24 protein-coding genes and 1 tRNA gene are annotated in these 24191 nt (G+C 73.8%); 17 read left to right on the forward strand and 8 right to left on the reverse strand.

The window, feature by feature from the left end:
- Positions 1–17 precede the first annotated feature (17 nt).
- Positions 18–1547 (reverse strand): PucR family transcriptional regulator ligand-binding domain-containing protein, encoded by a 1530-nt coding sequence (locus HNR68_RS24230; protein ID WP_179724035.1) that lies wholly within the window; start codon positions 1545–1547, stop codon positions 18–20.
- Between the two features lie 177 nt (positions 1548–1724).
- Here HNR68_RS24230 and HNR68_RS24235 point away from each other — a divergent pair, with 177 nt between their 5' ends.
- The 10 genes from HNR68_RS24235 to HNR68_RS24280 all read left to right on the forward strand — a co-directional run bounded on the left by HNR68_RS24235 (position 1725) and on the right by HNR68_RS24280 (position 12014).
- Positions 1725–2594 (forward strand): FAD binding domain-containing protein, encoded by an 870-nt coding sequence (locus HNR68_RS24235; RefSeq protein WP_179724036.1) that lies wholly within the window; start codon positions 1725–1727, stop codon positions 2592–2594.
- Positions 2585–3061: a (2Fe-2S)-binding protein gene (locus HNR68_RS24240; protein ID WP_179724037.1), complete on the forward strand. Its 477-nt coding sequence runs from the start codon at positions 2585–2587 to the stop codon at positions 3059–3061. The genes HNR68_RS24235 and HNR68_RS24240 overlap by 10 nt, the downstream gene beginning before the upstream one ends.
- Positions 3058–4413, forward strand: a complete 1356-nt coding sequence (locus tag HNR68_RS24245) for an 8-oxoguanine deaminase (protein WP_179724038.1) — start codon at positions 3058–3060, stop codon at positions 4411–4413. Before HNR68_RS24240 ends, HNR68_RS24245 begins: the two co-directional genes overlap by 4 nt.
- 304 nt (positions 4414–4717) lie before the next feature.
- The gene (gene pucD / locus HNR68_RS24250; RefSeq protein ID WP_179724039.1) at positions 4718–7015 is read left to right on the forward strand and encodes a xanthine dehydrogenase subunit D; all 2298 of its coding nucleotides are present in this window, start codon (positions 4718–4720) and stop codon (positions 7013–7015) included.
- Between the two features lie 74 nt (positions 7016–7089).
- Positions 7090–7578: a nucleoside deaminase gene (locus HNR68_RS24255; RefSeq protein WP_179724040.1), complete on the forward strand. Its 489-nt coding sequence runs from the start codon at positions 7090–7092 to the stop codon at positions 7576–7578.
- Between the two features lie 514 nt (positions 7579–8092).
- Complete coding sequence (locus HNR68_RS24260; protein WP_179724041.1) at positions 8093–9529, forward strand: NCS2 family permease; 1437 nt, start codon at positions 8093–8095, stop codon at positions 9527–9529.
- 51 nt (positions 9530–9580) lie between these two features.
- The gene (locus HNR68_RS24265) at positions 9581–10156 is read left to right on the forward strand and encodes a nucleotidyltransferase family protein (protein ID WP_343050377.1); all 576 of its coding nucleotides are present in this window, start codon (positions 9581–9583) and stop codon (positions 10154–10156) included.
- A 95-nt stretch (positions 10157–10251) separates the two neighbouring features.
- On the forward strand, positions 10252–10506 hold the full coding sequence (locus HNR68_RS24270; protein WP_179724042.1) for a hypothetical protein: 255 nt from the start codon (positions 10252–10254) through the stop codon (positions 10504–10506).
- A 90-nt stretch (positions 10507–10596) separates the two neighbouring features.
- Positions 10597–11244, forward strand: coding sequence for a TetR/AcrR family transcriptional regulator (locus tag HNR68_RS24275; protein ID WP_179724043.1), 648 nt, complete (start codon positions 10597–10599; stop codon positions 11242–11244).
- A 53-nt stretch (positions 11245–11297) separates the two neighbouring features.
- Positions 11298–12014: an MOSC domain-containing protein gene (locus tag HNR68_RS24280; protein ID WP_179724044.1), complete on the forward strand. Its 717-nt coding sequence runs from the start codon at positions 11298–11300 to the stop codon at positions 12012–12014.
- 42 nt (positions 12015–12056) lie between these two features.
- Here HNR68_RS24280 and HNR68_RS24285 read toward each other — a convergent pair whose 3' ends face one another.
- Positions 12057–12278 carry a DUF3618 domain-containing protein gene (locus tag HNR68_RS24285; RefSeq protein ID WP_179724045.1) on the reverse strand — a complete coding sequence of 74 codons (222 nt, stop codon included), beginning with the start codon at positions 12276–12278 and terminating at the stop codon, positions 12057–12059.
- A 147-nt stretch (positions 12279–12425) separates the two neighbouring features.
- Between HNR68_RS24285 and HNR68_RS24290 the strand changes: the two genes are divergently transcribed.
- Positions 12426–12499: transfer RNA gene (locus tag HNR68_RS24290), tRNA-Leu, on the forward strand.
- Between the two features lie 815 nt (positions 12500–13314).
- On the opposite strand, the gene HNR68_RS24295 is transcribed toward HNR68_RS24290, so the two are convergent.
- On the reverse strand, positions 13315–14787 hold the full coding sequence (locus HNR68_RS24295) for a helix-turn-helix transcriptional regulator (protein ID WP_343050378.1): 1473 nt from the start codon (positions 14785–14787) through the stop codon (positions 13315–13317).
- Between the two features lie 159 nt (positions 14788–14946).
- Between HNR68_RS24295 and HNR68_RS24300 the strand changes: the two genes are divergently transcribed.
- The 3 genes from HNR68_RS24300 to HNR68_RS24310 all read left to right on the forward strand — a co-directional run bounded on the left by HNR68_RS24300 (position 14947) and on the right by HNR68_RS24310 (position 16561).
- Positions 14947–15594: a bifunctional DNA primase/polymerase gene (locus HNR68_RS24300; protein ID WP_343050379.1), complete on the forward strand. Its 648-nt coding sequence runs from the start codon at positions 14947–14949 to the stop codon at positions 15592–15594.
- Positions 15595–15680: 86 nt separating this feature from the next.
- Entirely contained in the window at positions 15681–16232 is a 552-nt protein-coding gene (locus tag HNR68_RS24305) for a DUF4254 domain-containing protein (protein ID WP_179724046.1), read from the forward strand.
- Positions 16229–16561 (forward strand): hypothetical protein, encoded by a 333-nt coding sequence (locus HNR68_RS24310; protein ID WP_179724047.1) that lies wholly within the window; start codon positions 16229–16231, stop codon positions 16559–16561. Before HNR68_RS24305 ends, HNR68_RS24310 begins: the two co-directional genes overlap by 4 nt.
- Here HNR68_RS24310 and HNR68_RS27015 read toward each other — a convergent pair.
- On the reverse strand, positions 16548–17141 hold the full coding sequence (locus tag HNR68_RS27015) for a DUF2637 domain-containing protein (protein WP_179724048.1): 594 nt from the start codon (positions 17139–17141) through the stop codon (positions 16548–16550). The two genes, HNR68_RS24310 and HNR68_RS27015, sit on opposite strands and share 14 nt — an antisense overlap.
- Positions 17138–17338, reverse strand: coding sequence for a hypothetical protein (locus HNR68_RS24320; RefSeq protein WP_179724049.1), 201 nt, complete (start codon positions 17336–17338; stop codon positions 17138–17140). Before HNR68_RS24320 ends, HNR68_RS27015 begins: the two co-directional genes overlap by 4 nt.
- A 175-nt stretch (positions 17339–17513) precedes the next feature.
- Here HNR68_RS24320 and HNR68_RS27510 point away from each other — a divergent pair, with 175 nt between their 5' ends.
- Positions 17514–18467, forward strand: coding sequence for an ATP-binding protein (locus tag HNR68_RS27510; RefSeq protein ID WP_179724050.1), 954 nt, complete (start codon positions 17514–17516; stop codon positions 18465–18467).
- A gap of 1 nt (position 18468) precedes the next feature.
- Here the strand turns inward: HNR68_RS27510 and HNR68_RS24330 are convergent, their stop codons facing one another.
- The 3 genes from HNR68_RS24330 to HNR68_RS24340 are packed head-to-tail and all read right to left on the reverse strand — an operon-like array spanning position 18469 to position 21427.
- The gene (locus HNR68_RS24330) at positions 18469–20262 is read right to left on the reverse strand and encodes a hypothetical protein (protein WP_179724051.1); all 1794 of its coding nucleotides are present in this window, start codon (positions 20260–20262) and stop codon (positions 18469–18471) included.
- On the reverse strand, positions 20259–20930 hold the full coding sequence (locus HNR68_RS24335; protein WP_179724052.1) for a LuxR C-terminal-related transcriptional regulator: 672 nt from the start codon (positions 20928–20930) through the stop codon (positions 20259–20261). The genes HNR68_RS24330 and HNR68_RS24335 overlap by 4 nt, the downstream gene beginning before the upstream one ends.
- Positions 20921–21427 carry a hypothetical protein gene (locus HNR68_RS24340; protein WP_179724053.1) on the reverse strand — a complete coding sequence of 169 codons (507 nt, stop codon included), beginning with the start codon at positions 21425–21427 and terminating at the stop codon, positions 20921–20923. The genes HNR68_RS24335 and HNR68_RS24340 overlap by 10 nt, the downstream gene beginning before the upstream one ends.
- Before the next feature lie 323 nt (positions 21428–21750).
- Here HNR68_RS24340 and HNR68_RS24345 point away from each other — a divergent pair, with 323 nt between their 5' ends.
- Both HNR68_RS24345 and HNR68_RS24350 read left to right on the forward strand, forming a co-directional pair.
- Positions 21751–23532, forward strand: coding sequence for an Hsp70 family protein (locus HNR68_RS24345; protein WP_218888414.1), 1782 nt, complete (start codon positions 21751–21753; stop codon positions 23530–23532).
- A gap of 129 nt (positions 23533–23661) precedes the next feature.
- Positions 23662–24174 carry a sigma-70 family RNA polymerase sigma factor gene (locus tag HNR68_RS24350; RefSeq protein ID WP_179724055.1) on the forward strand — a complete coding sequence of 171 codons (513 nt, stop codon included), beginning with the start codon at positions 23662–23664 and terminating at the stop codon, positions 24172–24174.
- Positions 24175–24191 lie beyond the last annotated feature (17 nt).

A 24191-nucleotide genomic window follows, 5' to 3' on the forward strand; every position in this document is an offset into this window, starting at 1 on the left:
CGAGGTCCGGCGAGCGGTCAGCGCTGACCGGAGCCCGGCGCGGGAGCGCCGTGGTCGAGCGACAGCGCGAGGTAGAAGTCCACTCGGGTCGCGAACTCCGAGAGGTCCCGGCCGGTGATCTCCTCCACTCGCCGGATCCGGTAACGCAGCGTGTTCACGTGCACGTGCAGCACCTCGGCGCAGCGCGACCACGAGCCCGAGCAGTCCAGGAAGGTCCGCAGGGTGCGCACCAGCTCCGAGTGGTGCGCCTCGTCGTAGGCGAGGAGGTCGGCCAGCAGGCGCTCGCGGTACGAGCGGCGCAGCTCGTCCGGCGTCGAGGCGAGCAGCACCTCGTGCGTGGCCAGCTCCGCCGCCCCGACCACCTCCGCCCGGCCGCGGCGGCGCTGCGCGAGGCGCCGCGCGTAACCTGCCTCCTCCAGCGCGCCGCGCAGCGCGGTCGCCGGCGTGACGTCGCTGACACCGACCGCCAGACCGCGCCCCTCGAGGCACTGCTGGACGTCGGCCACGATCCGCCCGATCCGGTCGTCCAGCTGCGCCAGGTGCGCCTCGTCGTCGACGAACAGCGCGACGGCGCCGTCGCCCAGCGGTGCGGTGACCGAGGCCATGCCGGTGGCCGCGGCGACCTCGCGCAGCAGCGTCGTGGACTCGGTCACGTCCCCGACGTCCAGCGCCACCGCGCGCAGCGGCTCGTCGGTGGGCAGCCCGGCGGTCTCCAGGCGGGCGGCGACCTCGGCCGGGGTGGACGCGCCGTCCAGCGAGCGGCGCAGCGCCGCCTCCACCGAGCGCCCGGCGATCCGGCGCGCCTCGTCCACCCGCGCGCGCAGCAGCGCCACCACGGTGCCCAGGTCGGTGGCGATGGCCGCCTGCTCGGCGCCCCAGTCCTCGAACGCACCGGCGATGAGCACGAACCAGCGGGCGGCGCGCGGCGCGGTGTCGGACTCCACCGGCCACAGCACGTGCGCGTCGCCGTCGCCGGAGCGGACGGTGCCCGGTGTCCCGCCGCGGGCGAAGTCGCGCAGCGCGGCGCGGTGGGCGTCCCCGGGCAGCTCCGCGGTCCCGCCGACGACCCACCCGGCCGCGGACAGCACCCAGCAGTCCGCGCCCAGCTCGTCGGCCGCCATGCGCAGCGCCTCGTCCAGGTCCGCGCCCGCGGCCACCGCGGCGACCAGCTCCCGGCGCGGCGCCGCCCGGCGCTGCACGCGCTCGGCGAGCGCGTTGAAGCTGACCCGCACCGGGACCTCGACCACGGGCAGGTCGTGCCGGCGGCAGGCCTCGACCAGGTCCGGCGGGGCGTGCCCGAGCCGCGCCGTCCCGGCGGCCAGCGCGGACACCCCCGCGTCGACCAGCGCGGCGACGAACCGCTCGGAGTCCGCCGGCCCGCTGTGCCACATCAGGCCGCTGAGCACGAGCTCGCCGCCGGTGAGGTAGCGGCGCGGGTCGATCAGGTCGGTGATGTAGACGCCCCGGACCGGGCGGTCCGCCTGGTCGGCGCCGTGCAGCGGCACCAGCCCGAGCTCCGGGTCGGAGAGGAGATCGCCCAGCTGCACCCGTCCACCTCCCGCCCCTGCGCGTCACGGCGACGAGATCCGGGGAAACCTCGTTCGTAGGAACATACAACTCCCGTCCGGCGCCGGGAAGGCATTTCCGTGGTTTCCGCCGCTAGCGGGCCCGAGCTCGCGGCTGTGTACTGACTCACACCTACCGGCCGTGACGAGGAGTACTTCGTGGATTTCCTCCGCCCCGCCACGTGGCGGGAGGCGCTCGAGGCCAAGGCCGCGCATCCCGACGCGACACCCATCGCCGGCGGGACCGACGTGATGGTCGAGATCAACTTCGACCGCCGGCGCCCGGACGTGCTGCTGGACCTCACCCGCGTCCCCGAGCTGACCACCTGGTCGGAGACCGACGGCGTGCTGCGCATCGGCGCCGGGGTGCCCTACGCGCGGCTGATCGACGAGCTCGGCGACCGGCTCCCCGGCCTGGCCATCGCCAGCCGGACGGTCGGCTCGCCGCAGATCCGCAACCGCGGCACGCTCGGCGGCAACCTCGGCTCGGCCTCACCCGCCGGGGACGCCCACCCGCCGCTGCTGGCCTCCGACGCGCGGATCGAGGTCGAGTCGGTGCGCGGCACCCGGACGGTCCCGGTGGCGGAGTTCTTCACCGGGGTCAAGCGGAACGCGCTGGCCGAGGACGAGCTCATCGCCGCGGTGCACGTCGCCCCGGCGAGCGGGCCGCAGCAGTTCTCCAAGGTCGGCACCCGCAACGCGATGGTCATCGCGGTGTGCACGTTCGCCATCGCCCTGCACCCCGAGCAGCAGCGGGTCGGCACCGGGCTCGGCTCGGCCGCCCCGACCCCGCGGCGGGCGCGGGACGCCGAGGAGTTCCTGTCCGCGGAGCTCGACTGGGCCGGGCGCCGCCCGCTGGCGGAGTCCGTGGCGCAGCGCTTCGGCGAGCTCGTCGCGCAGGCCTCCTCACCCATCGACGACGTGCGCGGCACCGCCGACTACCGCCGCCACGCGCTGGCCGTGATGGCCCGCCGGACCCTGTCCTGGGTCTGGGAGGAACACCGATCCGGGAGGCAGGAATGCGCCTGAGGTTCACCGTCAACGGGCAGCCGCACGAGGCCGACGACGTGTGGGAGGGCGAGAGCCTGCTGTACGTGCTGCGCGAGCGGCTCGGGCTGCCCGGGTCGAAGAACGCCTGCGAGCAGGGCGAGTGCGGCTCCTGCACCGTCTACCTCGACGGCGTGCCCGTCTGCGCGTGCCTGGTGGCGGCCGGGCAGGCCGAGGGCCGCGAGGTGCGGACCGTGGAGGGCCTGGCCGACGGCGAGCGGCTGGACCCGGTCCAGGAGGCGTTCGTCGAGGCCGGCGCCGTGCAGTGCGGGTTCTGCACGCCGGGGCTGCTGGTGCAGACCCACGACCTGCTCGCTCGCCGGCCGCGACCGAGCGACGCGGAGATCCGCGAGGCGCTGGCCGGGAACCTGTGCCGCTGCACCGGCTACGAGAAGATCATGGACGCGGTCCGGCTCGCCGCGCAGCGCACGGCCGAGGCCCGGACATGACGGGCGCGACCGTCGTCATCGAGGGCGGCGCGGTGGTGACCGTGGACGACGCGGGCACCGAGTTCGCCGAGGGCCACGTCGTGGTGGCGGGCGACCGCGTCGTCGCGGTCGGCCCCGGCTCCGCCCCGCCGCAGGACGGCCCGGTGCGGCGCGTCGACGCCTCCGGCTGCCTGGTGACTCCGGGGCTGGTCAACACCCACCACCACCTCTACCAGTGGGCGACCCGGGGGTACGCGGCGGACGCGACGCTGTTCGAGTGGCTCACCGAGCTGTACCCGGTGTGGGCTGGGATCGACGAGGAGACCACCCACGCCGCGGCGTCGGCGGGCCTGGCCCGGCTGGCGCTGTCCGGGTGCACCACCGCCGCCGACCACCACTACGTCTTCCCCCGCGGCGGTGGGGACGTGTTCGGCGCGGTGGTCTCGGCCGCGGAGCGGGTCGGGGTGCGGTTGCACGCGGTGCGCGGCTCGATGGACCGCGGCCGCTCGCACGGCGGGCTGCCGCCGGACTCCGTGGTCGAGGACCTCGACGAGGCGCTGGCGGGCACCCAGCGCGCCGTCGACCGGTTCCACGACCCCTCGCCCGGGGCCCGGGTGCGGGTCGCGGTCGGCCCCTGCTCGCCGTTCTCGGTGAGCACCGAGCTGATGCGCGAGGCCGCGGACCTGGCTCGCCGCAACGGGGTCCGGCTGCACACCCACCTGGCCGAGACCGTCGACGAGGAGCAGCGGTGCCGGGCCGAGTTCGGCCGGACGCCCGTGGAGCACGCCGAGGACCTGGGCTGGCTCGGCCCGGACGTGTGGCTGGCGCACACCGTGCACCTGTCCGACGCGGGCGTCGCGCGGCTCGGGGGGACCGGCACCGGGGTGGCGCACTGCCCGAGCTCGAACGGCCGGCTCGGCGCCGGGACCGCCCCGGTCCGCCCGCTGCTGGACGCCGGTTCCCCCGTCGGTCTGGGGGTCGACGGTGTGGCGTCCAACGAGGCGGGCGGGCTCGGCGAGGAGATGCGGCAGGCGCTGCTCACGGCGCGCGCCCGCTCCGGCCCGCGGGCGCTGTCGGTCCGGGACGCGCTGTGGCTGGCCACCCGGGGCGGGGCGCGGTGCCTCGGCCGGGACGACGAGCTGGGGTCGCTGGAGCCCGGCAAGCTCGCCGACGTCGCCGTCTGGCGGCTCGACGGACTGGACCACGCGGGGATCGCCGACCCGGTGGCCGCGCTGGTGCTCGGCCGGCTGCCGACGCTGGCGCGGCTGCTGTGCGGGGGCGCGGTGGTCGTCGAGGACGGCCGGCTGGTGTCGGTCCCCGACCTGACCGGCGACCTGGCCCGAGCCAGCGCCCGCCTGCGGGAGGTGCCATGACGACCCCCGCTGTCCGCGTCGGGGCGAGCCCCAGCACCGGGGTCCGCTCCGGCCTCGAGCCCCGACCCGGGATCGGTGACTCCGGCCCCGGTCCCGCGACCCCCACCGACGGTGGAGGTGCGATCCCCGTGGAGACCGGACGTCCGATCCCCCTCGGGAGCGCGAACGACCCCCACAGGCCGGGTGACCTGTCCCCGTCCGCCGGTGCGCCGGGTGCCCGACGCGCCGGGAGGCCGCAGCCGCCATCGAAGCCCCCTGCCGCCGGACCTGCGGCGAGGGGTCGAGGAACACCGGAGGTGTCCGCATGAGCAGCCCTGCTCGCAGCCCGCAGGAGTTGGACGACGCCATCGGCGGCGGCATCGGCGAGTCGCCGCTGCGCCCCGACGGCACCATCAAGGTGCGCGGGGAGTTCGCCTACGCGTCGGACCTGTGGGCCGAGGACATGCTGTGGGGTGCCACCCTGCGCAGCCCGCACCCGCACGCGCGGATCAAGTCGATCGACATCGGCCCGGCGATGGCCATGGCCGGGGTGCACACCGTGCTCACCGCCGAGGACGTGCCCGGCGAGAACCGCTACGGCCTCAAGCACGCCGACCAGCCGGTGCTGGCCTCCGACGTGGTCCGCTACGTCGGCGAGGCGGTCGCGCTGGTGGCCGCCGACCACCCGGAGACGGCACGGCGCGCGCTGGAGCGGATCGTCGTCGACTACGAGGTGCTGGAGCCGGTGCTCGACGCCGAGCGCGTCGCCCACGACGACACGCTGCCGGAGCTGCACGACGGCGGCAACGTGGTGCGGCACCAGCGGATCGTCAAGGGCGACCCGCACGCCGAGGCCGACGTGGTGGTCTCCGGCGTCTACACCGTCGGCATGCAGGACCAGGCGTTCCTCGGCCCGGAGTCCGGCCTGGCCGTCCCCGCCGAGGACGGCGGCGTGGACCTCTACCTGGCCACCCAGGACCTGCACTCCGACCTGCGGCAGACCGCGCGGGCGCTCGGGCTGCCGCCGGAGATGGTTCGGATGACCATGTCCGGCGTCGGCGGTGCGTTCGGCGGCCGCGAGGACCTGTCCGTGCAGGTGCACGTCTGCATGCTGGCGCTGCACGTGGGCAAGCCGGTGAAGATGGTCTACAGCCGCGAGGAGTCGTTCTACGGCCACGTGCACCGGCACCCGGCGAAGATGTACTACGAGCACGGCGCCACCCGCGACGGCGAGCTGGTCTACGTCAAGGCGCGGCAGTACTTCGACGGTGGCGCGTACGCCTCGAAGACGCCGGTCGTGGTCGGCAACGGCACCACGCTCGGCGCCGGGCCGTACAAGGTGCCCAACGTCGACATCGAGGCCTGGGGCGTCTACACCAACAACCCGCCGTGCGGGGCGATGCGCGGGTTGGGTGCGGTGCAACCGACGTTCGCCTACGAGTCCCAGATGGACAAGCTCGCCGCCGCGCTCGGCATGGACCCGGTCGACCTGCGCATCCGCAACGCCATCGAGCAGGGCGACTCGATCACCACCGGGCAGGTGCTGGACTACCCGGCGCCGGTGGCCGAACTGCTGGAGCGGGTGCGGGCGCTGCCCATGCCCGAGGAGCACGACGGGCCGGTGGACATCCGCGACCTGCCGGGCGGCGCGTCGAACACCACGCACGGCGAGGGCGTGGTGCGCGGCGTCGGCTACGGCGTGACGATCAAGAACATCTGCTACGCCGAGGGCGCCGACGACTTCTCCACCGCGCGGGTCCGGCTGCAGGTCATCGGGGGCGAACCGGCCGCGATGGTGCACACCGCGGCGGCCGAGGTCGGCCAGGGCCTGGTGACCGTGCAGCAGCAGATCGCCCGCACCGAGCTCGGCGTCGAGCGCGTCACCATCCACCCGAACGACACCCGCGTCGGGCCGGCCGGGTCCAGCTCCGCCTCCCGGCAGACGCTGGTGACCGGCAGCGCGGTCAAGGCCGCGTGCGAGGCGGTGCGCGACGAGCTGTTCGCCCGCGCCGCGGAGCGCTACGACGTCGACCCGGCGGAGCTGTCGCTGCACGGCGGCAAGATCTCGTCGGACACCCGCGGGGTGCTGGCCGACCTGGTGGAGCTGCTCGGGGACGACGTCATCGAGCAGACCCGCGAGTACCACCACCGCGAGACGTTCCCGATGGACGAGCGGGGCCACAGCGACCGGGTGCACGTCCAGCACGCGTTCTCGGCGCACCGCGCGGTGGTCGACGTCGACCTGGAGCTCGGCCTGGTCAAGGTGGTGCAGCTGGCCTGCGCCCAGGACGTCGGCAAGGCGATCAACCCGGACGCCGTGATCGGGCAGATCCAGGGCGGCTCCGCGCAGGGCATGGGCCTGGCGGTGATGGAGGAGATCAAGGTCGTCGACGGGCACATCCGCAACCCGTCCTTCACCGACTACCTGGTCCCGACCATCCTCGACACCCCGCCGATGGAGATCGACGTCATCGAGCGCGGCGACCCGAACGCGGCCTACGGGGTCCGCGGCGTCGGCGAGCCGCCGACGATCTCCGCCACCCCGGCCGTGGTCGCCGCGATCCGGGCGGCCACCGGCAAGGAGCTCACCCACACGCCGGTGGCGCCCGAGCACATCGTGTGACCCGCTGCGGCGGCGGAGCCGGGCCGCCGCCGCAGCACCCCTTCCACCACGACCGACGACCGAGGAGTACGACGATGTCCGTGGACGCCGCGACGAGCGTCGAGCAGGCCTGGGTGGCGCGGGCCATCGAGCTGGCCACCGAGAACGTGGCCGCAGGTGGCGGGCCGTTCGGCGCGCTGGTGGTGCGGGACGGCGAGGTCATCGCGACCGGCACCAACAGGGTGACCGTCGACCTCGACCCGACCGCGCACGCCGAGGTCACCGCGATCCGCGCGGCCTGCCGCGCCCTGGGCACCTTCAAGCTGGACGGCTGCGTGCTGGTGACCTCGTGCGAACCGTGCCCGATGTGCCTGGCCTCCGCGCTGTGGGCGCGGGTGGACCGGGTGCTGTTCGCCGCCGACCGCGACGACGCCGCCGACGCGGGCTTCGACGACCGGGCGTTCTACGACGTGTTCGAGGACCCGCGGACCGAGTCGCCGACGCCGGTCGAGCGGGTGGCGGTGCCCAACCGCAACCAGGCCTTCGACGCGTGGCGGGCCAAGCCCGACCGGGTCGAGTACTGACCCCCTCGCGCCGCGCGGGTCCGCGAGTCCCCTCGGGACCGCACCCGCGATCCCCACTGGAGTTGCGGGTCCTCAGACCGCAGGGGGACGAGGTCCGCACGGTCCACTGAACTCGTGCACTGGAGTCGCGTCGCTGCGGGCGCCGGAGCGAAGCCGCGCTGGGGACTCGACGTGGGCTCCGGGCGCGGCACCACCAGACCTCCGGAGCCCGCGGGGACGGTCCCGGCGACTCCCCCAGCTCACGAACCCCCAGTCCTGCACCCGGGTTCCGGTCGCGACGACCGGGTCGTGCCGGAGCCCCGCGGGTGGGCCACTGATCGCCTCCGCATCGCGGAACCATGTCCCGCCCGCCTCCCGGGAACCACACCGGGACCGCACACATCGACCAAGTGCCCCACCACGGGTTCGGCGCCCCTCCGCCGGGCCCTCCCCTGCCCGGCAGACCGCCCGCAGGGGGCAGTCCGGGCGGTGCCCGCAGCACCGCCCCGGGGCGCCCACCGGCATGGGAGGACGCATGACCCAGCAGCTGCGACCGGACCGGGCGGGACCCTCCGCGGTGGACCGCTTCTTCCGCATCACCAGCCGCGGCTCCACCGTCGCCCGCGAACTGCGCGGCGGCCTGACCACGTTCGTCGCGATGGCCTACATCGTGATGCTCAACCCGCTCATCCTCGGCTCCTCGCGGGACGCCACCGGCGCGCAGCTCAGCCCCGAGCAGCTGACCACCGCCACCGCGGCCACCGCCGGGGTGATGACCATCGCGATGGGCCTGGTCGGCAACGCGCCGCTGGCGCTGGCCGCCGGGCTCGGCGTCAACGCCGTGGTCGCCTTCACCATCGCCCCGGCGATGACCTGGGCGCAGGCGTTCGGCCTGGTGGTGCTGGAGGGCGTCGTCATCGTCGTGCTGGCCGTCAGCGGGGTGCGGGAGAAGGTCATCAACGCCATCCCGGCGCCGCTGAAGACCGCGCTGACCGTCGGCATCGGCCTCTACATCGCGCTGATCGGCCTGGTCAGCGCCGGGTTCGTGACCCGCAAGCCGGACGCGGCCGGCACCACGGTGCCGGTGCAGATGGGCCAGGGCCCCGAAGGGCACCTGGTCGGCGCGCCGATCGCGGTCTTCTGCCTGAGCCTGCTGCTCGTGCTCGTGCTGCTGGCGCGGAAGGTGCCCGGCGCGATGCTCATCGGCATCGCGGTGAGCACCGTCGTCGCGATCGTGGTCCACTCCGCCTTCGGCGTGCCGCCCGAGCAGTGGGGCACGATCGTGCCGGAACTGCCCGACCGCGTGGTCGGCAGCCCGGACTTCAGCACGTTCGGCCAGGTGGACCTGTTCGGCGGGTTCGCCGCGGCGGGCGGCATCACGGCCACCGTGTTCCTGTTCACCCTGGTGCTGTCCGGGTTCTTCGACGCGATGGGCACCATCACCAGCGTCTCCACGGAGGCCGGGCTGGTGCGCGGCGGCCGGGTCGAGGGCATGGGCCGGATCCTGGCCGTGGACGGGGTCGCCGCCGCGGCGGGCGGGCTGACCGGGGCCTCGCCGAACACCGTGTTCCTGGAGTCGGCCACCGGGGTCGCCGAGGGCGCGCGCACCGGGCTGGCCAGCGTGGTCACCGGGCTGCTGTTCTGCGCGACGCTGCTGTTCACGCCGCTGGCCGCGGTGGTGCCCGCGCAGGCCGCCGCGCCCGCGCTGGTGGTCGTGGGCGCGCTGATGATGGCGCAGGTCCGCCACGTCCCGTGGGACGACCCCGAGCACGTGGTCCCGGCGTTCCTCACCATCGCGGTGATCCCGTTCACCTACATGATCACCAACGGCATCGGGGCCGGGCTGATCGCCTACGCGGTGATCAAGGTGGCGCGCGGCAAGGCCCGCGAGATCGGCTGGCTGGTGGGCGTCCTCGCGGTGGTGTTCGCCGCCTACTTCGGCATCGAGGCCGTGGAAGCCCTGGTCGAGTGAGTTCCCCCCGGGGACCCCGGTCGGCTCGTCCGGGTGGGTAGCGTGGCCGTCGTGGAGGTCGCGGGAGTGGTGCTGGCCGCCGGGGCCGGCCGCCGGTTCGGGATGCCCAAGGCGCTCGTCGAGCACCAGGGGTCCCTGCTGGTGGAACGGGCCGCGCGGGTGCTCGCCGCGGGCGGGTGTGCCCCGGTCGTGGTGGTGCTCGGCGCCGCCGCCGAGGAGGTCCGCGAGCGGGCCGACCTGGCCGGGGCGACGGTGGTGGTCAACCCCGATTGGGAGACCGGGATGGGGTCCTCGCTGCGCACCGCCCTCGACGCGCTGACCAGCACCGACGCCGACGCCGCGGTGGTGCTGCCGGTCGACATGCCCGGCGTCGGGGCCGAGGCCGTGCGCCGCGTCGCCGCGCTGGCCGCCCCGGACGCGCTGGCCGCCGCCGCGCACGACGGCCGGCGCAGCCACCCGGTGCTGCTCGGTCGCGAGCACTGGGCCGGGGCCCGGGCCGCGGCCACCGGGGACGCCGGCGCGCGCGGCTACCTGCGCGACCGCGAGGTGGCGCTGGTGCCCTGCGACGACGTCTCCGCCGGGTTCGACGTCGACCGCCCCGAGGACCTGCCCGCGGACGGCACGTAGGGTCGACGGCCACGCGTGGCCGGTCCGCGCACGCCGTCATCGCTCCCGGACCGCGACACCACACCAGTGCCCGAGCAAGAGAGCGGGAGGCGTCCATGGCACACATCACCGCGAACTACACGCGCGACGGGGACGACTGGCTGGTCACCGTCACCACCGACACCGACGAGCGCAGCGCCCGGGCCCCGGGGTTGATCGCCGCGCGCGACCAGGCCGACCAGCTCATCGAGGAGCTCGCGCCCAGCTCGGTGGGCCGCATCGTGATCCACCTGCTCGACGGGGACGGCTTCGCCTTCACCACGGCCTACCTGCACGCCCGGCACGGGCTGTCGGCCCGGTCGGCGGGGTGACCGCGCGGCGCGCACCGGCAGCGTGGACAGTGGACCGATGACCGGTTCGTGCGGTTCGCCGGCGCCCCGGGACGAGGCCCGGCGCTTAGGATGTCCGTCGTGAACGCGCCGACGAGCAGGGCACGCGAGGAGGAGACCGTGACCAGCGCCGAGCAGACCCGGCCGGTCGGTCGGGGACGGCCGCGGGACGCCTCCCGCGACGCCGCGCTGCGGCAGGCGGCGATGGAGGTGCTGGCCCAGGTCGGCTACCGCGCGCTGACCATGGACGCGGTCGCCGCGCACGCCCGCGCCGGCAAGGCCACCATCTACCGGCGCTGGGACTCCAAGCTGGACCTGGTCATCGACACCTGCAACCAGCTGGTGCAGCGCAGCATCCCGGAGCCGGACCGCGGTTCCATCGAGGCCGACCTCGGCGACTTCCTGCGCAGCTTCGCCTCGTTCCTCACCGGCCCGGTCGGCAAGGCCGCGCAGGCGCTGGTCGGCGAGCTGCCGCACGAGCCCGAGCTGGCCGCCGCGTTCCGCGAGTCCTTCCTGCTGCCGCAGCGCGACGTGCTGCGCAGGCTCATCGAGCGCGGGGTGCAGCGCGGCGAGATCCGCGCGGACGCCCCCGTCGACACCGTCGTCGAGATCACCGGGGCGTGCCTGATCTACCGGCTCATGCTCACCGACGAGCCGCTCGACACCGGTTTCGTGGACCGGCTGGTCCACGAGGCGCTGCTGCCGCTGCTGCACGGCTGATCCCCCGCCGTCGCGCGCTAGGGTGGGGCTCCGACTCGAGGACGGAGGAGCGCGTGGCAGGGGGAACGGTCTCGGAGCTCACCAGGTGGCCGGTGAAGTCGCTGCGCGGCGAGTCCGTCCCGGCGGCCCGGTTCGACCACCGCGGCATGGCGGGCGACCGCGCGTACGCGCTGCGCGACAGGCGCCCGACCCGCGAGGGGAACACGCTGACGGTCCGGCAGAACCCGGCGATGCTGAGCTGGGGCGCCGCCTACGGCCCGGTGGCCGACCCGGCGCGACCGCCGCAGCTGCACGCCCCGGACGGGACCACGTGGGAGTGGGACGACCCGACGCTCGTCGACGCGCTCACCGGGTCGCTGGGGCTGCCGCTGAGCCTGCACGCGGCGGACGGCCAGCAGGACCGCGGGCCGACGGTGCTGGTCACCTTCGAGGCGTCGCGCGTGGCGCTGGGCGAGGAACTGGGCGCGGAGGTCGACCTGCGGCGGTTCCGCACGAACCTGCACCTCGACACCGACCTGCCGGCCTTCGCCGAGGAGCGGTGGGAGCCGGGCGCGACGCTCACCGTGGGCGAGGTGGAGCTGGAGGTCACCGGCGAGAACGCCGGACCGTGCATCCGCTGCGCGGTGCCGAGCTGGGACGCCGAGGGGCGGGAGCGCTGGCCAGCGCTGCAGGCTCACTTGATCGAACGGCACGAGAACAAGTTCGGCGTCATCGTGCGCGTCACCGGACCCGGCGACGTGCGCCGGGGAGACCCGGTCGCGGTGCGGTAGGACCGCGGCGGGAAGCCGCGGGCCCCGGAAGGCCCGCGGGCTTCACCGGAACAGCTTGCGCACCACCACGACCGCGACCAGGGCACCGACCCCGATCAGCACGTAGCGCACGCGCGGATCGTTGAGCTTCTCCTGCACGCTGGCCTTGCCGGCGTCGACGAACTTCTGCGGGTTCGCCTTCTCGCTCAGCTGGTCCAAAGTGGCGGCCAGCGCTTCGCGCGCCTGCTCGATGTCGCGCTCGATGGCGTCCGGATCACGAGCCACGTGTCCTCCTCACCCTTCACCTGGCTGTTGCCCACCGTAGAGCACCCGCGAACCGGCCACGCACCAGCGGTTGGCGTGTCGCGCGCAGCGCCCGGCCGGACACGTTGCGGACCAAGATCGCACCACCCGCTACCCTGGGGCCACCTGGGGGCCGTAGCCCAACCGGCAGAGGCACTAGGTTTAGGTCCTAGCCAGTGAGGGTTCGACTCCCTCCGGCCCCACCGATTCAGTCATTGTGCGAACCACTCCGTTCGGGGCCGTTTTCGCTGGTAGGGCGGGGGCGGCCCCGTCGTTGTTGCGGGGCTGAGGGATGCGGAAGACCGGGATGAGCCGGTCGGGGCCGGTGACGGTGACCTTGGCGACCAAGGCTTCCACGAGGCCCTTGATCTGGTTGTGGCTGCCGCTGGTGATGATCTCGACGATCTGATCGGCCACCGCCGCCAGGGTAGCGGGCTCGGGCACGGTGGGTGCGTCGTCAAGGGCGAGGGTGAGTTCGTCGCGGCGGACGCTGGGTTGGCGTCTCGTACCGCGTCTGGGTCAGCGCAGCCTCGGCGTTCTGAATCCGCTGACCCACACGCCGAAGCCGCTGTTACTAAATCCGCTGGTCAGCGATGGGTTCGGCGGGAACGGCCCCAAAATCCTGGTCCGTTACCCAAACGTGACCAAAAGCCGAACATTGTGACCGTGGAGTGATCTCGCCGTGACTGGCGCGTTGTGATCGGCGATATCGCCGCCTTCGGTGGATGGTGACCATGATCAGCCGTTCCTTCCAGTGCGCCAGGAAACCCCTGCACTACTGAAGGCCGATCTTGGACACCAACACGACCGACTGAGACCAGGCCGTTACCTCAGTCCGCCTGCCGCCGCACGGGCCGTAACGAGCCTCAGGACCGCCGTGCGCCGCCATCGCGCTCACGACGCGCTCGACCCGCCAACAGGGCCGCCGAACTGCGGAAACAGTGAACCATGCGCAGTCGGTGGCCGGGCCAATCACAGGTGACCTGCTCACTGGCCGACCGACTGGCTCGCTACCGGCTCAGACAAGCAGAACCTTGCGATTGCTCCAGGCAAGGTGCAACGCCGCCGCTGCACCGGGAGAGAGGCGCTTGGACTCGTGGAGCCACGTCAGGGTGTTCTCCTCGAACGGAAATGCCCGCGCGGGCATGGAACCCTCCGAGTTGGTCTCAACGGCGTTGGCGAACAGTTCGTCGTAGGTGTCCGGGGCGATGATCGCGACGGTGAGGATGTCGCCGGCGAGCGTGAGTGCGTCGAGAGTGACACCGAGGCAGAACACGCGAATGTGACCGTCGCGCAGTGCCTCGTCCATCGTGGTGAACGGTTCCAGCTTGTCGTACCGGATCGGCTTACCGGAGCCGTCGTACTCGTCATGGCCCAGCAGTTCTTCGGCGTACTCGCGCTGGATGTTGCGCCAGATCGAGAAGTCGGCGGCGACGGCGGCGGGGATGACGGAGGAGGGCTGGAAGATGCCCGCGGGCAGCAGGTGTGCCATCCCGCCGCCGCCTGAGACGCGGGCGGAGTCACGCTGGTGAAGGACGACACTGGGGCTGTCGCCGCCCCTGATGGTCAGGGTGCCGATCGCGCCCATGAGCGGTCGGCGGCCGAGATCGAACGGGTCTGCGATCAGCTTGCGAAATGTCAGCCGCCGCATGGAGGCACGTGGCACGACGGTTTCCCGGTCGCTGTCGATCGAGAGGTGGTGAGCGGCGAATTCGTGGGCGAGCGCCTCATTGGTGTCGACTGCGTCGAAGAAACACATCTGCCCGAAGTGCATGCTCGGCTGGGTCCAGTCGAGTTCGAGCAGACGGAAGCACAGCCGGTTCTCGAACAAGCGGGGCGCGGCCAGGTCGCGGATGGCGTCGTGGTAGCGGCGGTATCGAGCGTCGATGGTGGCCAGCGGGCGAACCAGGGCGCTCTCGGGTTCTGCTCCGGTGATCGTGGGCTCGGCGACCACGGAGTCCAGCGTCAGCGCGATCTCGTCCAGCGGGACGGGCTCGGCAGGAATCCAGTTGGGCGCGCTGATGACGCCTGTGTTCTTCAGCCCCGGCACGCGATGGTCGCGGTACAGCGCCTCGGCGAGCACCGCGAGATCGCGGCGATGCTTGCCCAAGGCCGACCGGACCTGGCGCCACTCCTCCTGGTCGCGCTCGACATGCGGCTCGGCAGTTGTGGGCGCGGTGGCGAACGTGAGCGGCGCGGGAAGAGGCTCGGTCTGGTCTTGCTCGGGTCGGACAGAGCGCGGCCTGCGGAAACCGAGTTCGTCGCCCGCACAACCGAAGAACTCGGCGAGCAGTCGGCGATAGAAGGGCTGTGGCCACACGACTTCGCCCCGTTCCCATCGGCCGATGGTCTTGCGTGTGATTTGCGGGTGCTTGCCGTACCGGGCGGCGAGGTTCGTCAACTCGTCAGCCAGGTCCTGCTGGGACAGCCCGCCCCGCTCGCGCAGGGCGATCAGCACGGTGTTCGGTACGCGAGGCTCATCGGGCGACACAGGATCAACGGTAGGGCGTGCCACACCCGCAGATCAGGAATGTCCCCCCCATGTCCCCGATCTGGCCCAACTGTGGGCACTCGCTGTGGTCGTGTTCGTCCCTGCTGCCTGGTGAACTCGTAGACGCAGTTACACCACGTCAGCCGGAGGCGACTACCAGTGAGTGATCGTGTTGACGCCGCTCGGCGACCGACGAGCGCACCCCTGGTACCGGAAATTCCGGGACTGGCCTGGGCCGACACGCGTGCCGCCGCCGTCGACCTGGCGCAGCACGGCTGGCCCGTGCTGCCGGGAACCTACCAACTTGCCGAACACGGGGCCTGGCTGGGCAGGCGCGGCGCGGCAGGGCTGGAACCGGTCGCTCCGCTCTGGCAACTGGGCACGACGACCAACCCGGACGTGGCGATGGAGTGGTGGACACGGCGGCCGTACTCGGTGCTGCTGGCGTGCGGAGCCGGGGTCGACGGGATTGAAGTACCCGCCGCCCACGGTCAACGCGCGCTGGCGCAGCTCTCGCCGGCCCGGCGTGGTCCGGTCGCCGTCGCGCCCTTCGGTTCGTGGTTGTTCTTCGTGCGCAGCGACGACGAACCGCTGCGGCCCGAGCTGGCCGCGAACGGACATGCGCAGTTGCACGCGAGCGGGGCGCGGTTGCCCATCCCTCCAACGGCGCGTGATGGCCTGCCGTATCGCTGGCAGGTGTCCCCGTCCACCGCCGGCTGGGCGCTACCCGCCTCGGCCGAGGTTCAGCGAGTGCTGGTCGCGTCGCTGAGCCGTCGAACCGGCGGCGCACGACCCAGCCTCGCCTGAGTAAGCCGCGCCTGCGCCGAGGATGCCCCGACCGCCCTCGGCGCAGGCGCCCCATGCCCACATCGATCGAAGGGGAGGTGCCGATCATGGCTGACGACGGTGAACAGGCCACACAGCACGTGATGCGAGTGCGGGAGATCCTGCCCCGATCCGCGTCGATCATCGAGGCGTTCCGCGACACCAGCAGCAGAGACCATCCCGGCCAGCTCGTCCTCGACACGGCGAACGAGCTGGCGGCCCAACACGAGCAGCAGTGGCAGGCCGAGGATGCCAGCCGCGCTTCCGGCGCGTCCGCCGACGCCATCGCCGAAAGCAAGCGGCTTGTCGACGACCTCAACGCCCGACGGGTCGCCCTGGTGGAACGGATCGACGAGTGGGTGTCGACCCAGGTTCACAGCCGCGCGGACGCCTCGCTGCACACCGAGACCCTCGGTTCGGTCGTCGACCGGCTGGCGATCGCGTGGGTCCGCGCGAACAGCCTGATCAACACCAACGACGCCCGCGATCGAGCCCGCTTGGCTCTGCGGCAGCTCGCCGAGCTGGCCGACGCCTACGACGACCTGATTTGTGATGTCGCCACCGGCCACCGACGGCTCCCGGCGTGGCGGCCCCTGAAGACCTACCGGAGCGCATCGTGACCGCAGAGACGCACCAACACCTGTCGGTGTCGCTCAACGGCGTCGACAACGTCGGAAAGACCAAGCAACTCGCCTGGCTCCACCGTGGGATGCCCGACGCCCACCTGGTGGGCACTGTGGATGCCTGGGATTCCCGATGGCGCGAGGTCGCGGCGGGCGACTTCGCCCATTGGTGGTTCGTCGGCTCCACCACGGCCGAGCACGTCGGTCTGATGCTGGGCAGCCACGTCGCCCGCCGCGACGCGAGCGGACCACTGGCCCTGGAAGACCGCGGCTTACCCATGCTCCGGGCGACCTGCGCCGCCACCGCCGCGCTCAAGGATGGCTGACCCCGACAAAGGCACTCCGGCTGGTGGACCGCCTCGCGGCCGATCTCCCGGCCGCCGCATCTCGGCGGGAAGTCCACGTGCTGTTACGCCGGTCCCGCGAGCGCACCACCGAGCCGGTCTCGTCGCCGGTCTCGCCCGTCTCGGTGGTCTCGGTGCCGGTCTCGCCCGCGGTCTCGGCGCGGTGCCGTTTGAGCGCGCGGTTGAGCAACTCGACCGCCAGCAGCAGCGCCAGCGGCGGGTACGCCGCCACCGCCACGGCGAACACGCTCAGCTCTGGAGCCGCCGCCACGTTCGCGCACAGCGAGAGGCAGGTCCCGAATACGAAGGACAACCATGCGGCCCATCGGCCACCGGCACGGTGGCCGTGGCTGGTTTTCCACAGCTCGACCGTGGCCGTGGTCAGGATGCCGTCCACGATCAACGGCCAGATCGCCGCCGTGACCTCGTCGGCACCGAACCGCAACGCGAACTCCCGCCCATGGCGGTAAGAGGCGTACGCCGCGCCCAGCGCGACCAGCGCGGTACAGGCGCACTGCCCCCACAGCGCGCGGTCCCGCCGAGGGGTTGCCGTGGCACTCACCGCAGCACACCTCCCGCTGCGTGGCGCGCGTCGTCCGGGCAGCAGCCGACGCAGGCGAACACCTGCGAGCCAGTCACCGACCTGCCTAACGGCACATGCGGAATCCGGACGCGCAGGTAGTCAGCTCCGCACACCACGCAGGCCAGCCCATCGGCCTGCGGCGCGGTCAGCCCGGTGATGATCGTGTCGCCGCTCATCGGGAACCACCCGCCACCAGACGACGGGTGCCCACCGGGCGGATCGTGATCTCAGGGCCTTCGACCAACACTTCGCGATTCGTATGCTGAAGCGTCAAGGTCCACCCAGCCCCAGCGCGCTCCCCGGTGCCGGACACCGCGGGGCGCCGTCACCGTGTTCGGTAACGTGCGCGGGGTGCGGACCCGGGAACGGCGTGCGGCCGAAGCGATCACCGCCTACCTGGCGCGGGACGGGCGGGATCCCGACCCCCGCGAGCTCGCCCAGGTGGTCGGCACCGCGCTCGGCGCGTCCGGGTGCGCGCTCGTCGTCGGGGACCAGCGGTTCCAGTGGGGCACTGGCGACTCCTGGGCGGAGCAGGACGTCGAGCACGGCGGCGCGGTGTGCGGGGTGCTCGCCCTCGCGCCGGAGTCCCTCGGACCAGCGCCCGCCGTCGCCGCGGTGCTCGGCGCCCCGGTCGCGGTGGTCCGGTTGGCGTTGGAGACCGACCAGCTGCGGCGCGCCGGGGACGCGGCGGCCCGCGCGCTGGTGGACGAGCGGTGGCGGGCGGCCGCCGAGATGGAGGCCGAGCGCCGCGGGCTGGAACGCGACCTGCACGACGGCGCCCAGCACCAGCTGGTGGCGCTGCGGATGTCGCTGGCGCTCGCCGCGCACCGGGTCAGCGCCGGTGGCGGGCGGCAGCACGTCGAGGAGCTGGTGGCGCGGCTGGACGACGCGGAGAAGGTGCTGGTCGAGACCGCCGCCGGGATCCTGCCCGAGGTGCTCGCCACCGCCGGGCTCGCGGCCGCGCTGCGCACCGAGCTGGACCGGCACGACGTCGTCGCGCTCGACCTCGCCGGCCTGCGCCGCCGCTACCCGACCCCGGTCGAGTCGGCCGTCTACTACATCGTGCTCGAAGCGGTGAACAACGCGCGCAAGCACGCGCCGGGCGCGCGGATCACCGTCACCGCGTGGGACAGCTACGAGGGCCTGGCGTTCTCCGTGGCCGACGACGGGCCGGGCTTCGCGGCGGCCGCACCGCACGCGGGCCTGCCCAACCTGACCGCGCGCGCCGCGTCGGTGGGCGGGGTGGTGCAGGTCCGCTCCGCCCCGGGCGAGGGCACCACCGTGAGCGGCGTCGTGCCGTTCTGAGTCAGCCCTGCTCGAGGGTCGGGGCGAGCAGGCCCTCCGCGGTGCGCACGAGCACGTCGCAGGCGGCGCGGTCCCGGCCGCTGGTCGCCGGGTGCCCGGCGTGCGCGCGCCAGCGCGCCACCGCCTCCCGGGCCGCCTCCACCACCTCCGCGTCGGGCGCCGACGGCGGCAGGCCGAGGCGGCTGCGCGGGTCGATGCCGTCCGCACCGAGCAGCCGGGCCGCCTCGGTGGTCGCGCCGCGCAGCACCCGTCCCCGCTCCAGGGCGTCGAGCAGGTCCAGCTCGGCGAACTCGTGCGCGTCGGCGCCCACCCGCTCGACCGCCCAGCGCAGCTCGTGCTCCGGGGGCAGCGCGCGGACCAGGTCGCGCATCGCCACCACCGCCCGGCGCGCCGCGATCACCGGAGCGTGCGCGGCGAGCTTCGCCGCCACCGACTCGACCGACCCGACCTCGGCCAGCACCACCCGGTGGGGCCCGGCCACCAGCGCGTCCCGGAACCCGGGCCCGGGTTCGACCCGGCACAGCACGGCGTCCACGCCGCTGCGCGGGTCGTCGTCGCCGCGCAGCTCCGCCGCCAGCGCCTCGTCCGCGGGGGCGTCCACCACGACGACGGCGACGCGGGTCGCCTCCGCGGCGTCCGGTGCGGGCCCCACCACGGCGAGCCGCGGCGGCATGGCCAGCCGCTCGGCGACCGCGTCCCAGCCCGCGCGGTCCGGCCCGTCGCCGGTGGCGGCCTGCCCGCGGCGCACCAGGTCGCGCACCTTCCGGTAGACGGCGCTGCGCTCCAGCTCAGCCGGGTCGAGGGCGGACGGGACCTGCTCGACGCGCTCCGGGAGCCGCACCGCGACGACCGCCGCGCCGTCGCCGACCGAGCACTCCACCTCGCCGCCGAGCACCGCGAGCCGCTCGATGTCCTGGGCGAGCGCGCGCTCCAGCTCCGCCGGGGCGCCGGGGGCGTGCACCTTGGCGCGCAGCGCGTCGTCGCGGCCGAACGTCACCGTCACCGGCTGCGCGGCGGGCTCGCCCGCGACGAGGTTCAGCGTCGCCGCGACCGCGTGGTAGAAGCCGGACTCCAGCTGCCAGCCGACGCGGCGGCCGAGGTCGCCGGTGAAGGTCACCGGGCGCGGCAGGGTCGCCGCCAGCTCCTCCAGGGCCGCGCGCGGCCCGCGTTCGGGCAGCATCGCCGGGAACACCCCGCGCACCACCGCCCGGAAGTCGTCGATGAGGTCCTCGAGCCGTTGCTCGGCCACGGCGAGCCCGGCGCCCTCCTCGGTGACGGCGCGCAGCGCGGTCCGCACCGCGTCGAGGTCGCGCAGCGTCGTGGCGGTGATCGCCTGGACCAGCCGGTGCCGCTCCAGGTCCCGGACCCGCGCGAGCCGGGCGCGGGCGTCGCCGAGCTCCGCGCCGAGCCGGCGGGCTCGCTGGTCGGCCGCGGCGTGGTCGACGTGCAGCCGGGCCAGGCGGGCCGCCACGCCGAGCCAGGCGGCCGTGTCGCGCAGCAGGTCGCGCGCGCTGTCGTCCCACCGCTTCGGCGCGACGGCGAACAGCGCGCCGCCCGTGGTGCCGACCGGTTCCGAGGCGACCGCGTCGGCGACCCCGGTCAGCCCGGGCGGCCAGGACTCGACGACGACGTGGCTGCGCTCGGTCGGCATCGCGTACGCGGCCTTGCCGCGGACGCCTTCGGCGAGGTTGCGGACCAGGGCGGCGGCCAGCCGCTCGGGCGGTTCGGTGGCGGCGATCTCGTGCGGCTGGCGGCAGGCGGTGGAGCGCCAGCGCCGGACCAGCCCTCCGCTCACCGGACCGACCCGTCGATGCGTTGCGCCTGCAGGTAGGCCAGCACGGCGAGCACGCGGCGGTGGTGGACGGTCGCGTCGCCGGGCAGGCCGAGCTTGGTGAAGATCGACGCGATGTTCTTCTCCACGGCCTTGGGCGAGATGTAGAGCTCCTTGGCGATCGCGTTGTTGGCGCGGCCTTCGGCCATCAGCCGCAGCACGTCGGTCTCGCGCTCGCTGAGCCCGCTGAGCGGGCTGTCGCTCTGGGAACCGCCTTGCACCAGGCGGCGGGCGAGCACCGGTTCGATGACGATCTCCCCGGCGACGATGCGGTCCAGCGTGTCACCGAGGACCTGCACCCCGGCGACGCGTTCCTTGAGCCGGTAGCCGATCCGCTCCGCACCGATCTCGAGAACCCGCATCAGGTAGTGGGTTTCGGCGTAGTGCGACAGCAGCAGCAGCCCGACCCCCGGGCGCAGCGCGCGCACGCGTTCGGCGGCGACGAGTCCGCCGTTCGGACCCGGTGGCATGCGGATGTCCAGGATCGCGACGTCGACCGGGTCGGTGGCCACCGCGGCGACCAGCGACTCGCCGTCCTCGAAGCAGCCCGCGACCTCGTGCCCGGCGGCTTCCAGCAGCAGCACCAGGCCTTCCCGGAACAGAGCGCCGTCCTCGGCGATCGCTACCCGCACCGCAGCACCGCCCGGTGGCTCCGGCGGGGCATCCCGCCCGGCTGTTGGTCGATGATGCTCACCCGCACGATCCGACGTCCCCGCACCCGCACGCGGACCAGACTACCGGGCCGCAGGGTGTGGAAGTGGTCCGCGATGAGCAGCCCGGTGCGCGACCGCGCCGCCTGGCCGAGCTCGACGCGCGGCAGGTCGAGCCGCAGCCGCAGGTCGAGCTTCTCGGCGACCGCGCGCAGACCGGGGCCGAGTCCGGCGCTGGCCAGCACCGGCGGGTAGATGCACGCCCCCACGCAGCGCAGGCCGTCCAGGATGCCGGTGACCCGGTGCTGCACCGCCTCGACCCGCGCGGCCACGCCCTCGTCGGCGGTGCTGTCGGAGATCATGCCGAGTTCGAGGGCCAGCGCGGAGATCTCCGCGACCGCGCCGTCGTGCAGCGTCCGCTCCAGCTGGTAGCGCAGCCGGACGGTGCCGGGATCGGGCGGTCGGATCGGGATCGGCACGGCTGCCGCTGACCGGCGGAGCCAACGAACCAGGCGGTGCATCAGGAACAGCGTTCTCGCCGCGCGCCGCGTGGGCAAGGGTGCCTCCCCTCGGACCGGGTGGGGACAACCCCCTTGCGGGAGTTCCCCGAATCGCTACCGAGTTGCCGCTCGCGACTCGACCCACAGCGGTGCTGGGCAACTACATTGGCACCGATCGTCTCAACTGTGTGGTTGGTTGGGCAGGCACGGGGTTCACAGGAGGTGGCGTGTCGTACGCGATGGGGATCGACCTGGGCACAACGTTCACATCCGCTGCCGTCGGCGACGCCGCTGGGACGCGCATGGTTCCGCTGTCGAAGGACATCGTCGTCCCGTCGCTGGCCTACCACGCACCGGACGGCACGTTGCTGACCGGCACCGCGGCTGCGGAGGCCGACGTCGACCCGGCGCGGCTCGGTCGCGGTTTCAAGCGACGGCTGGGTGATCCGACGCCCCTGGTGCTCGGCGGCGCCACCTACTCGCCGAGCGCCCTGATGGCGGCGCAGCTGCGCGCCGTCGTCGACGAGGTCCGCGCTCAGATGAGCGGTCCGCCCGCGTCGGTGGTCCTGACCTGCCCGGCGATCTGGGGCCCCTACCGGCGGGAGCAGTTCGCCGAGGTGCCGCGGCTCGCCGACCTCGAGGACGTCCAGGTGATCACCGAGCCGGAGGCGGCGGCCACGCACTACAGCCGGGAACGCGCGCTCGGCGAGGGCGAGGTCGTGGCGGTGTTCGACCTGGGCGGCGGCACCTTGGACACCACCGTGCTGCGGATCCGGGGCGAGGGCATGGAGATCCTCGGCACCCCGGAGGGCGTCGAGCACCTCGGCGGCATGGACTTCGACGACGCCCTGGTGGCCCGCCTGGACGAGCGCCTCGACGGCGCGGTCTCCCGCCTCGACCCGACCGATCCCCTCGCGGCGGACGCGCTCTCCCGCATCCGGGAGCTGTGCGTGCGCAGCAAGATCGAGCTGTCCACCGAGCAGGAGTCGCAGCTGCTGGTCCCGTTGCCGTCGGGGCCGCGGGAGCTGACGATCTCGCGCCAGGAGTTCAACGCGGCGATCCGGCCGTCGGTGGAGGTGGCCGTCGACGCGCTGCGGCGCACCGTCGCCTCGGCCGGGCTGCGCGAGGACGACCTGTCGGCCGTGCTGCTGGCGGGCGGTTCGTCGCGGGTCCCGCTGGTCACCGAGATGGTCTTCGAGCAGTTCGGCAAGCCGGTGCGGACGGCCCACCACCCGAAGTTCACCGTGGCGCTCGGCGCGGCCGCGATCGGCACGCGCGCGCTCACCGCGCCGCCGGCGCCGGCACCGGCCCAGGTCCCGGCGCCGGTCGCCGAACCGGCGAGCCCGCGGCGCCGCCGCTGGCTGGTGCCCGCGGTCGCGGCGGGGATCGCGGCGATCGCGGCGCTGGTGACCGGACTGGTGCTGCTCGGCGGCGGCCGGGACGCCGGCACCGCGGCCAGCGCCGAGCACCCCGCGCCGCCCGAGGGCTCCCCAGGTCCGTCCACTTCGGACGACGCGTCCGCGCCGGCCGTGGGCACGCCCGAGCCGCTGCTGACCTTCGACGACGACACCGTCGAACCGTACCGGGCCTACATCGCCTCGCAGGACAAGTGGGACGGCACCGAGGTCCTCGGGCACCGGGCGATGCACAGCGCGATCACCGCGACCACCGGGAACGGCTTGCACGTGGTGTGGAACAGCGTCGCCCCGGCCCAGGTCTACGTGCAGACCGGCAACGACACCCGCGACCTGTCGTCCTACGTGGACCACCAGGGCGCGCTGGTCTTCGACGTGGTGGTGGACCGGCCGCTGGAGGGCTCGGCGGCGATCGCCGTGCACTGCGGCTACCCGTGCGGCGGGGAGCAGGACAGCAGCGGGTTCTTCCGCAGCCTGCCGGTCGGGCAGCCGACGAGGGTCACCATCCCGCTGAGCTGCTTCACCGAGCGGGGCCTGGACCCGACGCGGGTCAACACCCCGTTCCTGGTGTACGCGCAGGGCCCGTTCGAGGCGACGTTCCGCGACATCCGCTGGGTGGCGGGCGCGGCCGCGGGACCCGGTGTCACGCCGTGCACGAACCTGCCGTAGCGGCGGGGGATATCCCTACCCGAGAACGCGGGACAACCCCTCGACGTGGAGGGACAGACCCAGCGACTGCTCGGCTCGCTGCCGCGAGGCTTGCTGGCGTAGGCGACAAGCGACGCGGCGGGAGCAGAGATGCCCAGTGTTCAGCTCGAGGACGTGGTGCGCGCCCACGGTGACGCCCTGCACGCATACGTCACACGTCTCACCGGTGGCGACCGGTTCGCCGCCGAGGACGTCGTGCAGGAGACCTGGGTGCGGGCGTGGCGCAACCTCGACCGGCTCACCGAGGACCTGGGTTCGGTGCGGGGCTGGCTGCTGCGGGTCGCCCACAACCTCGCCGTCGACCTGCACCGGAGCCGTCGCGCCCGCCCGACCGAGGTGGGGCTGCCCGAGCAGGGCCTGGAGAGCGCGGCGATCGCGCCCAACGCCCACGACCAGGTCGAGAACCGGATCGTGGTCCGCGCGCTGCTCGAAGCCCTCTCCCCCGCGCACCGCGCGACCGTGCTGGAGGTCTACTACGCCGACCGCACCGCCGCGTCGGCCGCCCAGGCCCTCGGCGTGCCGCCGGGGACGGTGAAGAGCCGGCTGCACAACGCCATCCGCACGCTCCGGGAAGCGCTCCCGGCGCAGCCGCTCGCCGCCTGACCCGCGGCAGCCCCGGG

Source organism: Saccharopolyspora hordei, from assembly GCF_013410345.1.
GTDB classification, from domain to species: Bacteria; Actinomycetota; Actinomycetes; order Mycobacteriales; family Pseudonocardiaceae; genus Saccharopolyspora; species Saccharopolyspora hordei.

Bases quoted from the DNA above. Each gene is read 5' to 3' on its own strand.
- HNR68_RS24240 (WP_179724037.1), top strand. From the start codon at position 2,585: ATGCGCCTGAGGTTCACCGTCAACGGGCAGCCGCACGAGGCCGACGAC.
- HNR68_RS24245 (WP_179724038.1), top strand. From the start codon at position 3,058: ATGACGGGCGCGACCGTCGTCATCGAGGGCGGCGCGGTGGTGACCGTG.
- pucD (WP_179724039.1), top strand. From the start codon at position 4,718: ATGAGCAGCCCTGCTCGCAGCCCGCAGGAGTTGGACGACGCCATCGGC.
- HNR68_RS24255 (WP_179724040.1), top strand. From the start codon at position 7,090: ATGTCCGTGGACGCCGCGACGAGCGTCGAGCAGGCCTGGGTGGCGCGG.
- HNR68_RS24260 (WP_179724041.1), top strand. From the start codon at position 8,093: ATGACCCAGCAGCTGCGACCGGACCGGGCGGGACCCTCCGCGGTGGAC.
- HNR68_RS24270 (WP_179724042.1), top strand. From the start codon at position 10,252: ATGGCACACATCACCGCGAACTACACGCGCGACGGGGACGACTGGCTG.
- HNR68_RS24275 (WP_179724043.1), top strand. From the start codon at position 10,597: ATGTCCGTCGTGAACGCGCCGACGAGCAGGGCACGCGAGGAGGAGACC.
- HNR68_RS24305 (WP_179724046.1), top strand. From the start codon at position 15,681: ATGGCTGACGACGGTGAACAGGCCACACAGCACGTGATGCGAGTGCGG.
- HNR68_RS24320 (WP_179724049.1), bottom strand. From the start codon at position 17,338: ATGAGCGGCGACACGATCATCACCGGGCTGACCGCGCCGCAGGCCGAT.
- HNR68_RS24345 (WP_218888414.1), top strand. From the start codon at position 21,751: ATGGTTCCGCTGTCGAAGGACATCGTCGTCCCGTCGCTGGCCTACCAC.
- HNR68_RS24350 (WP_179724055.1), top strand. From the start codon at position 23,662: ATGCCCAGTGTTCAGCTCGAGGACGTGGTGCGCGCCCACGGTGACGCC.